This window comes from Micromonospora sp. NPDC005686 (assembly GCF_042871665.1).
In the GTDB taxonomy this organism is placed as follows: Bacteria; Actinomycetota; Actinomycetes; order Mycobacteriales; family Micromonosporaceae; genus Micromonospora.
This window is the reverse complement of the sequence record NZ_JBIAIY010000001.1, coordinates 216,091-228,609: the sequence shown is the minus strand read 5'-3', so window position 1 is coordinate 228,609 and position 12,519 is coordinate 216,091. Positions and strand designations below refer to the sequence as shown.

General features: G+C 71.9%; 13 protein-coding genes. 2 read left to right on the top strand and 11 right to left on the bottom strand.

The window, feature by feature from the left end; all coding sequences use genetic code 11:
* The 10 genes from ACFYON_RS01060 to ACFYON_RS01015 form a co-directional block, all read right to left on the bottom strand.
* Complete coding sequence (locus tag ACFYON_RS01060) at positions 1–783, bottom strand: hypothetical protein (RefSeq protein WP_354872616.1); 783 nt, start codon at positions 781–783, stop codon at positions 1–3.
* Between the two features lie 351 nt (positions 784–1,134).
* Complete coding sequence (locus ACFYON_RS01055) at positions 1,135–1,761, bottom strand: LysE family transporter (protein WP_354872618.1); 627 nt, start codon at positions 1,759–1,761, stop codon at positions 1,135–1,137.
* Between the two features lie 195 nt (positions 1,762–1,956).
* Positions 1,957–2,400, bottom strand: a complete 444-nt coding sequence (locus tag ACFYON_RS01050) for a metal-sulfur cluster assembly factor (RefSeq protein WP_387188746.1) — start codon at positions 2,398–2,400, stop codon at positions 1,957–1,959.
* On the bottom strand, positions 2,397–2,870 hold the full coding sequence (gene sufU / locus ACFYON_RS01045) for a Fe-S cluster assembly sulfur transfer protein SufU (RefSeq protein ID WP_355094233.1): 474 nt from the start codon (positions 2,868–2,870) through the stop codon (positions 2,397–2,399). Before sufU ends, ACFYON_RS01050 begins: the two co-directional genes overlap by 4 nt.
* 42 nt (positions 2,871–2,912) lie before the next feature.
* Complete coding sequence (locus ACFYON_RS01040; RefSeq protein ID WP_355094231.1) at positions 2,913–4,217, bottom strand: cysteine desulfurase; 1,305 nt, start codon at positions 4,215–4,217, stop codon at positions 2,913–2,915.
* 9 nt (positions 4,218–4,226) lie between these two features.
* On the bottom strand, positions 4,227–5,000 hold the full coding sequence (sufC, locus tag ACFYON_RS01035) for a Fe-S cluster assembly ATPase SufC (protein WP_354872623.1): 774 nt from the start codon (positions 4,998–5,000) through the stop codon (positions 4,227–4,229).
* Positions 5,000–5,344, bottom strand: coding sequence for a non-heme iron oxygenase ferredoxin subunit (locus tag ACFYON_RS01030; protein WP_354872625.1), 345 nt, complete (start codon positions 5,342–5,344; stop codon positions 5,000–5,002). Before ACFYON_RS01030 ends, sufC begins: the two co-directional genes overlap by 1 nt.
* Positions 5,344–6,492 (bottom strand): Fe-S cluster assembly protein SufD, encoded by a 1,149-nt coding sequence (gene sufD, locus ACFYON_RS01025; RefSeq protein WP_354872628.1) that lies wholly within the window; start codon positions 6,490–6,492, stop codon positions 5,344–5,346. The genes ACFYON_RS01030 and sufD overlap by 1 nt, the downstream gene beginning before the upstream one ends.
* Positions 6,493–6,549: 57 nt before the next feature.
* On the bottom strand, positions 6,550–7,980 hold the full coding sequence (gene sufB, locus ACFYON_RS01020) for a Fe-S cluster assembly protein SufB (RefSeq protein WP_354872631.1): 1,431 nt from the start codon (positions 7,978–7,980) through the stop codon (positions 6,550–6,552).
* Positions 7,977–8,753, bottom strand: a complete 777-nt coding sequence (locus ACFYON_RS01015; RefSeq protein WP_354872633.1) for an ArsR family transcriptional regulator — start codon at positions 8,751–8,753, stop codon at positions 7,977–7,979. Before ACFYON_RS01015 ends, sufB begins: the two co-directional genes overlap by 4 nt.
* A 97-nt stretch (positions 8,754–8,850) precedes the next feature.
* On the opposite strand from ACFYON_RS01015, the gene ACFYON_RS01010 reads away from it, so the two are divergent.
* The gene (locus ACFYON_RS01010) at positions 8,851–9,813 is read left to right on the top strand and encodes a COX15/CtaA family protein (RefSeq protein ID WP_354872636.1); all 963 of its coding nucleotides are present in this window, start codon (positions 8,851–8,853) and stop codon (positions 9,811–9,813) included.
* A gap of 73 nt (positions 9,814–9,886) precedes the next feature.
* On the top strand, positions 9,887–11,554 hold the full coding sequence (locus ACFYON_RS01005; RefSeq protein ID WP_354872638.1) for a right-handed parallel beta-helix repeat-containing protein: 1,668 nt from the start codon (positions 9,887–9,889) through the stop codon (positions 11,552–11,554).
* Between the two features lie 42 nt (positions 11,555–11,596).
* Here the strand turns inward: ACFYON_RS01005 and ACFYON_RS01000 are convergent, their stop codons facing one another.
* Complete coding sequence (locus ACFYON_RS01000; protein WP_354872640.1) at positions 11,597–12,511, bottom strand: hypothetical protein; 915 nt, start codon at positions 12,509–12,511, stop codon at positions 11,597–11,599.
* Between the last annotated feature and the right edge of the window lie 8 nt (positions 12,512–12,519).

Sequence of the window (12,519 nt, the reverse complement as noted above, 5' to 3'; positions counted from 1 at the left end):
TCACCTTCGCGGCGGTGACGTTCTCCGCGCCGAAGTAGGTGGCGTAGGGTCGGTCACCAGCGCCACCCGGTAGGTGCGCAGCTTCACCAGCGGCCCGGCCGGGACCTCCGCCGCGGCGATCTCCCCGGCCAGGGCGTGCGCCTCCTGCGTGACGTCCGCACGCTCGACGAACTCACCCTCCGGCTGCTCCAGGTCGCGGGCGAAGTAGCTCGCGTAGACGCTCTGGTCGCGCTGGTAGTACGGGTCGATGTACCAGTTGCCAGTGGTCGAGCGGACCGAGGCGTGGAACCCGAGCGGGGTGAGGTCCGCGCGGATGGTGGCCGCCGGGTCGTCCAGGCCCTTGCCTGCGTACGTGGTGATCTCCGGGTGCTTCGCGGCCAGGCCGGCCTCCATGACCGGCGAGTCGACCAGCTCGAAACGCTGGAACGTGCCGTCCGGGGCGGGCAGCGACACGACCTGCTTCGGCACCCGGGCCACCGCCACGCGCTTCTCGGCGGGCGCCTTGTCGAGCAGGCCCTTCATGGTGCCGCGGTCCAGCTTGTACGCGGCCAGCCGCTTGGCCTTGACGGCGGCCTTGCGGCCCGCCTTGGTGGCGGCCGGCTTGCCGTCCACCTTCTGCCACGGTCCGTGGACGCCGGGCGCGGCGGAGGCGGGCGCGGGCGCCGCGAGAACGGGAAGCGCCGCCGCGGCCAGCGCGGCGACGAGGAGGGCAGCGGTCCGTCCGCGCCGGGGCCGACCGGCGGGCTGCCGGTCGCACGGCGGACGCCACAGGGTGATCCTCAAGTCTTCTCCCTGCTGGGTCGAGTGTGGACCGACGCACGACCGGCGGGGATGACCGGACGTACGGGTACGGTCCACGAATTGTTCCGTGACCCTAGGACCACCCGCGACTGCGGACATCACCCGGAAGGTGGATGCGGTTCTACCTGGACGGTGATCGCGTCGTCCCGGCCCGCGGGATCCGCGCTTCCGACGGCAGAGCCGGTCACCCTGACGGCCGAGGACACCTGTGGTCGGACGCGGGACCGGGAAGGGATCCTTCCTCCGTGCGGAACTGCCGTTTCGGCCGATCCCCCGGTAACGGGTCATGAACCGGCCCGCAACCGGGCTGACACACGGCCGTGTCCACGTCGGTCACCCGCCGAGCAGTGTGGCGACCGCGAGGGCCGCGACGATGACGCCGGACAGCAACGCGGTGAGCCGCCGCCCACGGGGGCCGGTGAGGGCCCGGCCGATCAGCGAGCCGCCCCCGGCGATCAGCAACTGCCAACTGGCCGAGGCCAGGAACACCCCGGCCGTGAAGACGGCCGCGCCCGCCGGACCGGGGCCGAGCACGTCGCCCCGGCCGAGGACGAGCGCCACGAAGTAGACCACTGTCGCCGGATTGAGCAGGGTCAACGCGAGCACCGCGCCGAACGCCCGCAGCGGCGTGTCCAGGCCACCCCGCGCGCTCGGCTGGCGCGTCGTGACCGGCGGGCGCAGGGCGCGCCAGGCGGTGAGGCCGGCGAGGACCAGCAGCACGCCCGCGGCGAGCAACCGCAGCGGACCCGCGACCGGCGCGAGGCCGCTCGCCACCGCGGCGCCGCCGAGCGCCGCGACCGCCGCGTAGAGACCGTCGGCGGCGGCCACGCCGAGCGCCGCCGCCGCACCGACGCGGAACGAGGTACGGGCGCTGAGCCCGAGGATGAGGATCGCGATCGCGCCGACCGGGATGGCGACGCCGTAACCGGCGACCAGGCCGGCGAGGAACGCCCCGGTCACGACGACGGGAGGTGGGGCGAGGCGGCCGGCGGCAGGCCGCGCTGTCGGCGTGCGGCAGTGGCCGCACGGACAGGAGCCTGCTTCGGATACGCCTCGGTCACCGGCTCATCCTGCGCCCCGCTCCCCCACCCCGCCACCTGTTTCCCGGCTGGGTCGGGCAGGGGTGCCGCGCCCGTGGTGGTGACCGGGGAACGGTCAGACGTTGAAGCCGAGCGAGCGGAGCTGGTCGCGTCCCTCGTCGGTGATCTTGTCGGGGCCCCACGGCGGCAGCCACACCCAGTTGATCCGCATGTCGTTCACCAGGCCGCCACCGGGACCGGTGGTCAGCGCCTGCCGGGCCTGGTCCTCGATCACGTCGGTCAGCGGGCAGGCCGCCGAGGTCAGCGTCATGTCCAGGGTGGCGACGTTGTCGTCGTCGACGTGGACGCCGTACACCAGGCCGAGGTCGACCACGTTGATGCCCAGCTCGGGGTCGACGACGTCCTTCATCGCCTCCTCGATGTCGCCGATCGCGGCCTTGCCGCCGGCCGGCGCCGCTCCACCGACCGGCGTCGCGCCGTCGGCGGCAGCCATCCCGTTGACGGTCGCGCCGTCGGTGGCCACCGCGCCGGCCTCGGGGGTCGTGTTCTCGTCGCTCATGCCTTCACCTCCGGGCTCACGCCCACCCCGGCGCGTGCCGCGGCGTCCTTGAACGCCATCCACGACAACAGCGCGCACTTGACCCGGGCCGGAAAGCGCGCGACACCCGCGAACGCCACCCCGTCACCGAGCACGTCCTCGTCCGGCGTGACCTGGCCCCGTCCGGACATCAACTCCACGAACGCCCCGTGCACCACAGCGGCGTCGCCCGCCGCCCTGCCGCGCAGCAACTCGTGCAGGATGCTCGCCGACGCCTGGCTGATCGAGCAGCCCATCCCGTCGTACGAGATGTCGGTGAACACGCTGCCGTCGGTCGCCACCCGTACGGTGATCTCGTCGCCGCAGGTCGGGTTGACGTGGTGCGCCTCGCCGACCCGGGCGGTCGGGTCCGCCGCGTCCCGCAGGCCGCGGCCGTGCGGGTGCTTGTAGTGGTCCAGGATGATCTCCTGATAAAGAGAATCAAGTTGCATCAGGCTGCGCTCCTGTCGACTCGCGGACTCCTGCGTCGCCGCTCACGCGAACACCTTCCGCACCTGCCCCAGACCCGCCACCAGGGCGTCGATCTCCGCGGTGGTGGTGTAGAGGTAGAACGACGCCCGCGTCATGGCCGGCACCCCGAAGCGGGTGCACACCGGCTTGGCGCAGTGGTGTCCCACCCGCACCTGCACGCCGAGCGAGTCGAGCACCTGCCCGACGTCGTGCGGGTGCACGTCACCGAGCGCGAACGAGATCGTCCCGCCCCGGCCGACCGGCACCGTCGGACCGAAGATCCGCAGGCCGGGCACCGTGGCGAGGGCGTCGAGCGCGTACGCCGTCAGCTCCTTCTCGTGCCACTGGATGGCCGGCATGCCGATCGCGGTGAGGTAGTCCACCGCCGCGCCGAGCGCCACCGCCTCGGCGATCGGCGGCGTGCCCGCCTCGAACCGCGCCGGTGGCGCGGCGAACGTCGAGCGCGCCATCGTCACCGTCTCGATCATCGAGCCGCCGCCCATCACCGGGGGCATCGCGGCAAGCAGCTCGCCCCGGCCCCAGAGCACGCCGATGCCGGTCGGACCGCACATCTTGTGCCCGGTGAAGACGATGAAGTCGGCGTCGTAGGCGACCACGTCCATCGGCAGGTGCGGCACCGACTGCGAGCAGTCGAGCAGCAGCAGCGCGCCGACCTCGCGGACCCGCGCGGTGATCCGCGCGGTGGCGTTGACGGTGCCGAGGATGTTCGACATGTGCACCAGCGAGACGATCTTCGTCCGCTCGGTGACGAGGTCGTCCAGGCCGGACTCGTCGAGCCGGCCCTGGTCGGTGACCGGGAACCAGCGCAGCGTCGCGCCGGTGCGCTCGGCCAGCAACTGCCACGGGACGATGTTCGAGTGGTGCTCCATCTCGGAGATCACGATCTCGTCGCCGGGGCCCAGCCGGAACCTCGGGTCACCGTCGGCGCGCAGCGAGGCGTTCGAGAACGCGTACGCCACGATGTTGATCGCCTCGGTGGAGTTCTTGGTGAACACCACCTCGTCCACGCTCGGCGCGTTGACGAACGCGGCGATCTTCGCCCGCGCGCCCTCGTACGCCTCGGTCGCCTCGGCGCCCAGCGTGTGCACCGAGCGCGACACGTTGGCGTTGTGCAGCGAGTAGTGCTGGGCGAGCACGTCGAGCACCTGCCGCGGCTTGTGCGAGGTGTTGGCGCTGTCCAGGTAGACCAGCGGGTGGCCGTTTACCTCCCGGTCGAGGATCGGGAAGTCGGCCCGCACCTGCGCCACGTCGAAGCGCGGCACGTCGTCGTACTGCGGCATGCCCGCCGGGATGGCCATCGAGGTCATGTCGGTGTCTCAGGCCCGCGCCGCGCCGGCCCCGGCGACGTACCGCTCGTAGCCCTCTTCCTCGAGCTTGTCGGCCAGCTCCCGGCCGCCCTGCTCGACGATCCGGCCGGCCACGAAGACGTGCACGAAGTCCGGCTTGATGTAGCGCAGGATCCGCGTGTAGTGGGTGATCAGCAGCAGGCCGGTGTCACCGGTGTCGCGCACCCGGTTCACGCCCTCGCTGACCACGCGAAGCGCGTCCACGTCCAGGCCGGAGTCGGTCTCGTCGAGGATGGCGATCTTCGGCTTCAGCAGTTCGAGCTGCACGATCTCGTGCCGCTTCTTCTCACCGCCGGAGAAGCCCTCGTTGACGTTGCGCTGGGCGAACGCCGGGTCCATCTGGAGGCGCTCCATGGCGCCGCGCAGCTCGCCGCCCCAGGTGCGCAGCTTCGGCGCCTCGCCGTCGATGGCGGTCTTGGCGGTACGCAGGAAGTTGGCCACCGAGACGCCGGGGACCTCGACCGGGTACTGCATGGCCAGGAAGAGGCCGGCGCGGGCCCGCTCGTCGACGGACATGGACAGCACGTCCTCGCCGTCGAGGGTCACCTCGCCGCCGGTGATCTCGTACTTCGGGTGACCGGCGACCGAGTACGCCAGCGTGGACTTGCCGGAGCCGTTCGGGCCCATGATGGCGTGCGTCTCGCCGGACCGCACGGTCAGGTCGACCCCGTGCAGGATCGGCTTGAGCTCACCCTCGGGCAGCTTGACCGACACCTTCAGGTCGCGGATCTCCAGGGTGCTCATCAGCGGGTCACTCCATTGCTCGGCAGCGGACGGCCGTCGCCGTCCACGGAAAGGTAGATGTCGCCGTCGCGGACTTCGACGGAATAGACGGGTACGGGTTCGGTCGCGGGCAGCCCGGTGGGCTCACCGGTACGCAGGTCGAAACGGGATCCGTGCAGCCAGCATTCCAGCGTGCAGCCCTCGACCTCGCCCTCGGACAGCGCCACCGCGGCGTGCGAGCACTCGTCGTGCACCGCGTAGAACACGTCGTCCTCGCCGTGCACGATCGCGACCTGCACGCCGTCCACGTCGGCGCTGATCGCGGTGCCCTTGGGCACGTCCTCGGTGGAGCAGATCCTGAGCATCAGGCGCCCGCCTTGGCCAGCCGCGCCTCGATGGCGTCGCCCAGGCGCTCGCGCAGGTCCTCGACCGGGATCTTGTTGATCAGCTCGGCGAAGAAGCCGCGCACCACCAGGCGCCGCGCCTCGGACTCCGGGATGCCCCGGGCCATCAGGTAGAACAGCTGCTCGTCGTCGAACCGGCCGGTCGCGCTGGCGTGCCCGGCGCCGGCGATCTCGCCGGTCTCGATCTCCAGATTGGGTACGGAGTCGGCCCGCGCGCCGTCGGTGAGCAACAGGTTCCGGTTGATCTCGTACGTGTCGGTGCCGGTCGCCTCGGCCCGGATCAGCACGTCGCCGACCCAGACGGTGTGCGCGTCGGCGCCCTGCAGGGCGCCCCGGTAGCCGACGTTGCTGCGGCAGTCCGGCACGGTGTGGTCGACCAGCTGCCGGTGCTCCAGGTGCTGGCCGGAGTCGGCGAAGTAGACGCCGTACAGCTCGGCCTCCCCACCTCGACCGGTGTATTCCACGCTTGTGAACTGCCGGACCAGGTCGCCACCCAGGGACACCTGGATGTGGATGACCTTGGCGTCCCGGCCCAGCTTGATCTTCAGGTGCTGGGCCTGGACCGCGTCGTCGGCCCAGTCGGCGACCGTGACCAGTGTCAGCTTCGCGCCGTCGCCCACCGACACCTCGACGTTGTCGGCCAGCGTGCCAGAGCCGACGTGCCGCAGAACCAGGACCGACTCGGAGAGCGCGCCGATCTCGACGAAGGTGTGCGCGAAGGCCACCACGTCGGAGGGCCCGCCGTGCACGGTGACGACGACCGGCTCGGCGACCACCGCTTCCCGGGCCACCCGCACCAGCTGGCCGAGGTCCGACTCACCGTAGGCGCGGGCGCTGATCCGGTCGAGTGGAACCAGCACGCTGCCCCTGAGCGGGTCGTCCTTGGCCAGCGTGCCGACAGTGACTCCCTCGGGGAGCTGCCCGTACTCGTAGGCCGGCCAGTGCGCCGACTCGTCCGTCACGGCGCCGTCGAGCAGGCCGCGCAGGCGCTTGAGCGGGGTGAAGCGCCACTCCTCCTCCAGGCCGGTGAGGGCCGGGAAGTCGGCGACGTCGTACGAGCGGAGCGCCTGCGACTTGGTAGTGGGCGGCGCGGAAGCCTGGATAGTCATCTCTTCCTTGGTCTGTTCTGCGACGAGGTGTCGGTGAGGCGGATGGCGGCGGCGGCGTCAGCCGACCGCGCCCTCCATCTGGAGCTCGATCAGGCGGTTGAGCTCCAGCGCGTACTCCATCGGGAGCTCCTTGGCGATCGGCTCGATGAAGCCGCGCACGATCATCGCCATCGCCTCGTCCTCGCTCAGGCCCCGGCTCATCAGGTAGAAGAGCTGGTCCTCGCTGACCTTGGAGACGGTCGCCTCGTGCCCCATCGACACGTCGTCCTCGCGGATGTCGACGTACGGGTAGGTGTCGGACCGGGAGATCGTGTCGACCAGGAGCGCGTCGCACTTGACCGTGCTCCTGCTGCCGGTCGAGCCCTCCAGCACCTGCACCAGGCCGCGGTAGGACGTGCGGCCGCCGCCCCGGGCGATCGACTTCGACACGATGGTCGAGGAGGTGTGCGGCGCGGCGTGCACCATCTTGGCGCCGGCGTCCTGGTGCTGGCCCTCGCCGGCCATCGCCACCGAGAGCACCTCGCCCTTGGCGTGCTCGCCGGTCATGTAGACCGCCGGGTACTTCATGGTGACCTTGGAGCCGATGTTGCCGTCGACCCACTCCATGGTCGCGCCCTCGTGGCACACGGCGCGCTTGGTGACCAGGTTGTACACGTTGTTCGACCAGTTCTGGATGGTCGTGTACCGGCACCGGGCGTTCTTCTTCACGATGATCTCCACGACCGCGCTGTGCAGCGAGTCGGAGGAGTAGATGGGCGCGGTGCAGCCCTCGACGTAGTGCACGTACGCGCCCTCGTCGACGATGATCAGCGTCCGCTCGAACTGGCCCATGTTCTCCGTGTTGATCCGGAAGTAGGCCTGCAGCGGGATGTCCACGTGCACGCCCTTCGGCACGTAGATGAACGAGCCGCCGGACCAGACGGAGGTGTTCAGCGCGGCGAACTTGTTGTCGCCGACCGGGATCACCGTGCCGAAGTACTCCTTGAACAGGTCCTCGTGCTCCTTGAGCGCGGTGTCGGTGTCCAGGAACAGGACGCCCTGCTCCTCCAGGTCCTCGCGGATCTGGTGGTAGACCACCTCGGACTCGTACTGCGCCGCGACACCCGCGACCAGGCGCTGCTTCTCCGCCTCCGGGATGCCGAGCCTGTCGTAGGTGTTCTTGATGTCCTCGGGCAGGTCCTCCCAGGAGGTGGCCTGCTTCTCGGTGGACCGGACGAAGTACTTGATGTTGTCGAAGTCGATCCCGGTGAGGTCGGCGCCCCAGTTCGGCATCGGCTTACGGCCGAACAGCCGCAGGCCCTTGAGCCGCAGGTCGAGCATCCAGGCCGGCTCGTTCTTCTTGGCCGAGATGTCCCGCACCACCGCCTCGCTGAGGCCGCGCTGGGCGGCCGCCCCGGCGACGTCGGGGTCGGCCCAGCCGTACTCGTAACGACCGAGGGCGGCGAGCTGCTCCTCCTGGGTCAGGGGCTGAACGATCTGCTCGGTCATTTATCTGTCCTCACAGTGGTGACGGTGGAACCGGACTGGGCGGGAATGTGCGTGGTGCACACGCCGTCGCCGTGCGCGATGGTGGCCAGGCGCTGCACGTGGGTGCCGACCAGACGGGAGATGACCTCGGTCTCAGCCTCGCACAGCTGAGGGAACTCGGCGGCCACGTGCGCCACCGGGCAGTGGTGCTGGCAGAGCTGGCCGCCCGAGGCGATCGTGGACGCGTTGGCAGCGTAACCCTCGGCGGTGAGCGCCCCGGCGAGCGCCTCGGCCCGCGCGAGCGGCGCGTCTCCCGCGTCCTCCATGGCCGCCCGGCAGCGGGTCTCCAGCGCGGAGACCTGCTCGGCCGCGAACGCCGCGACCGCCTCGGCGCCGCCGGTGTGGGCGATCCACCGCAGTGCGGCGGTGGCCATGTTGTCGTAGTGGTGGGTGCCGCAGCGGCCCCGGCCCGCCTCGGTGAGCGCGAAGACCTTGGCCGGCCGGCCGCGCCCGCGGCTGCCGCGCACGGCCTGGTCGCGGGCGACCACGTCACCGTCGGCGAGCATCGCGTCGAGGTGCCGGCGGATCGCGGCCGGGCTCAGACCGAGCGCCGAACCGAGCTGCGCGGCGGTGGTGGGACCACGCTCCAGCAGCAGTTGGGTGACCCGGTCGCGGGTCGACAGGTCGGCCGGAGCGGCCTCCCGCTCGCCGACGCGCGTGCCACGACGTGCGCGCGAACCCCCGGCGACCGGACCGGTCACCGGCGTTCGAGAGAGCGCCGCCGCGTTTTTCACAACAGCAACGTTACGTAATTCGCCGAGGGCCCGCAAACCCGGGGCCGGTGATTCCGACCACCGGGCTACCGGAGTCACCCGATCGGGATCAACTACGGTGCGTAGGATTCGCTTCGTGAAGCGTTCCGTCCGGTTCCCGGTCTCGTCCACGCTGCTGCGCCGCCTCGCGCTCGCCTCGATCATCGCGAACGTCGGGATCGTGGTCACCGGCGGGGCCGTCCGGCTCACCGCCTCCGGCCTCGGCTGCCCCACCTGGCCCCGGTGCACCGAGGACTCCTACACCACGACGCCCGAGATGGGCGTGTACGGGGTGATCGAGTTCGGCAACCGGCTGCTCACGTTCGCGGTGGGCATCATCGCGCTCGCCGTGGTGCTGGCCGTGCTGGCGCACCGCCCCCGCCGCCGCGGGACGCTGCCGCTGGCCGTGGGCGTGCTGTTCGGCATCCCGGCCCAGGCGGTCATCGGTGGCATCACGGTGCTCACCAACCTCAACCCGTGGGTGGTCGGGCTGCACTTCCTCGCCTCGATGGCGGTGATCGCCGCCGCGTACGCGCTCTGGCGGCGCATCAAGGAACCGGACGGGCCGGTGGCGCCGACGGTGCCGGGCCCGCTGCGTACCCTCGCCCGGATCACCACCGCGGTCAGCGCCTCCGTGCTGGTGGTCGGCACGTGGGTCACCGGCAGCGGACCGCACGCCGGCGACCACGGCGCGGCCCGAAACGGCCTGGACCCGACGGCGATCTCCCAGGTGCACGCCGACGGTGTCTTCCTGCTGATCGGCCTGTCGGTGGCCCTGTACTTCGCGTTCCGTGCGGTCGGCGCGGCACGGGCGGCGCGGGCCGCCGCGGTGCTGATCGCGGTCGAGCTGGGCCAGGGCGTGATCGGCTTCGTCCAGTACTTCACCCACCTGCCCGCCGTGCTGGTCGGCGCGCACATGCTCGGCTCCTGCCTGGTGCTGCTGGCCACGCTGGGCGTGCTCTGGTCGACCCGCGAGCGGCTGCCGGCCGCCCCGGAGGCCCCGGCCCAGCCGGTCGCCGAACGGGTGGGCGCCGCCGCCTGAGCCGGGCGTTACCACGCGACGGGAGCGGGAAAGCGGTCCGGGCCACCGACCGTCCGCCCGAGGGGAGCTCCCCGTGTCGCCAAAGAGCCTCGCCACCACCACCCCGCAGCGGCTGACCCCGGTCGCCGGGGCGCCGCTGTGGTGCGACGCCCGCGAGTACGGCCTCACCGGCGACGGGGTCACCAACGACCAGCCCGCCCTGGCGGCGCTGGTGGACCGCCTCGGCGCCGGGTACGACGCCGACGGCCGCGCCCGGGTGATCTACTGCCCGCCCGGCCTGTACTCGATCCGTGACGCCGGCACCGTCTGGCGCAGCGGCGTCTCGCTGCTCGGCGCCGGGCCGGCGGCGACCCGCTTCCTGCTCAGCAACGAGGGCAACCGCAGCGAGCCGGTCCCGCTCGCCTTCTGGACCACGGTGCAGCACGGCGCGGCCCGGGACCGGCACATCACCGACTGCACGTTCGCCGACTTCGAGATCGACGGCTCCGGCGTCGCCCAGACCGCGTACGACTACCTGGCCAAAGGGCTGGGCCTGCAGTACGTGGTGCGCGGCGTGTTCCGCAACCTCTACATCCACCACACCGGGGCGACCGGGCTGGGCTGCGACTTCCTCCAGGACAGCCTGATCGACGGGGTGGTCGCGGTGGGCTGCGGCCGGCTGGACAACGAGGACCAGATGGGTGGCGCCGGGATCGGCGTCGGCATCGGCGGCTGGGGCGACGTGGAGCGCCTCACCATCGCCAACTGCACCACCATCGGCAACGGCACCAACGGCATCTTCCTGGAGCTGCAGAAGGACTACTGGACCCCGCCGCGCGGCATCCGGATCATCGGCTGCCACAGCCAGGCCAACCGGTTCGGCATCTCCGACTGGGGCGCGGACGGGCTGATCGTCTCCGGCTGCACCATGACCAACAACCTGGAGGCCGGCTTCGACGTGTCCGGCAACGGCACCGCCGGGGTGGCCGGGCGCGGCGGCCTGCTCACCGGATGCGTGATCGACTCGAACGTCGGCGACGGCATCAGCATGGGCAACACCCCCGGCCCGTACGCGGTCCAGGGCAACCGGATCAGCCGCAACGGCGGTTTCGGCTACCACGAGCACGACCTGGGCCACGGCTACCGGGGCGCGGCGGCCGACGTGGTGATCCAGGACAACGACATCCGGGAGAACGCGCTGGACGGCATCCGGATCGACCGGCCGATGCTCGACACGTCGATCATCGGGAACCGGATCCGGGACAACGGCCGCCGGTCCGCCCCGGCCTGCTCCGGCTCGGGCGAGACGGTGCGCTACGGCCCGCGCGAGGTCACCGACGGCACCGCGGACTGGCCGGCCGGGGGGCACCGGGGCAAGGTGGTCCGGGTCGGCTCCGTCGACGCGGTGGTGTCCGACAACAGCGCCGGCCGGCTCTCCCTGGCCGAGGTGCGCCCCGACGGCACCACCGGCTGGAGCGCGGCCACGCCGATGCCGGGCACGGCGTACGAGCTGCCCGACTCGCCACCGGCCTGCGGCGGCATCACGATCGCCGCGCCGTTCGACTCGGCCACCGTGCGCGGCAACCGGATCTGGCACCGGGAAACCGACACCCAGGCGTACGGCATCTGGGTCACCGAGGCGGGCAGTTGCGTCTCCTGCGCGTTCGAGGACAACGACCTGGCCGGCACCGAGGCCGCGCTGCGACTGGACACGCCGCCGATCGGCGGCCGATGGGCGCGTAACCACAGCGACCGCGACTGAGCGTCGCGCCGCTGCCGGGGCGGTCACCCCCGGCCGACGGCCTCAGCGGCGGGCCAGGTGGGCGAGCACCGCGTCGGCGAGGCGGTCCGGGGCGCCGTCGGCGTACCCGACGAACAGGCTCGGCTCGGTCAGCTCCAGCTCGACGAGCACGGGCTCGCCGCCGGGGCCGGGGATCAGGTCGACCCGGGCGTAGAGCAGCCGCTCCGGGCCGCCGGGCACCACCGCGAGCACGTTCTCGGCCACGGCGCGCTGCGCGGTGGTGGCGACCCGGGCGTCGATCCGCTCCTCCTTGTAGAGCGCGGCCTCGCCGAGGTCCGGCCCGGTCAGCATCGGGCCCTTGCGGATCGCATGGCTGAACACCAGGCCGCCGGGGCCGGCCAGGAACAGCAGCGCGGTCTCCCCGGCGGTGTCCACCGCGTCCAGGTACGGCTGGACCATTGTGACCCGCCCGGCGCCGGAGAGCCGCCGCACGTGGGCCACCGCGAGCTCGCGGTGCTGCGGGTCGGTCAGGTCGTAGCGGCCGGTGTCCTGGCTACCGGCGCTGACCGCCGGCTTGATCACGTACTCGCCCGCGGCCGGCGGCTCCCACGCGTGGCCCGGCTCGACCCATTCCGTGTCGACCGTGGGCGCCCCGGCGGCGGACAGCTCGGACAGGTAGCGCTTGTCGGTGTTCCAGGCGACCACGTCGGCCGGGTTGGCCAGGGCCGGCACGGTACGCGCCCAGGCCACGAACTCGTCCCGGCGCCGCGCGTAGTCCCACGGGGAGCGGAGCACGACCAGGTCGTACCGGGACCAGTCCACCGAGGGGTCGTCCCAGACGGCGATCTCGGCGGTGACGCCGCGGGCGGCGAGCGGGCCGAGCGCGAGCCGGTCGTCCGGGTCGAGGTCGGGCAGTTCGGCGCAGGTGACGAGAGCGACCCGGGGTCTCCCCCGGGTCGACTGGTGGTGGTCGGTCATTCGGTTAT

Coding starts and splice junctions, on each gene's coding strand:
- ACFYON_RS01040 (WP_355094231.1), bottom strand. CDS start 4,217: ATGACCTCGATGGCCATCCCGGCGGGCATGCCGCAGTACGACGACGTG.
- sufC (WP_354872623.1), bottom strand. CDS start 5,000: ATGAGCACCCTGGAGATCCGCGACCTGAAGGTGTCGGTCAAGCTGCCC.
- ACFYON_RS01050 (WP_387188746.1), bottom strand. CDS start 2,400: ATGAGCGACGAGAACACGACCCCCGAGGCCGGCGCGGTGGCCACCGAC.
- ACFYON_RS01030 (WP_354872625.1), bottom strand. CDS start 5,344: ATGCTCAGGATCTGCTCCACCGAGGACGTGCCCAAGGGCACCGCGATC.
- ACFYON_RS01000 (WP_354872640.1), bottom strand. CDS start 12,511: ATGACCGACCACCACCAGTCGACCCGGGGGAGACCCCGGGTCGCTCTC.
- sufB (WP_354872631.1), bottom strand. CDS start 7,980: ATGACCGAGCAGATCGTTCAGCCCCTGACCCAGGAGGAGCAGCTCGCC.
- sufD (WP_354872628.1), bottom strand. CDS start 6,492: ATGACTATCCAGGCTTCCGCGCCGCCCACTACCAAGTCGCAGGCGCTC.
- sufU (WP_355094233.1), bottom strand. CDS start 2,870: ATGCAACTTGATTCTCTTTATCAGGAGATCATCCTGGACCACTACAAG.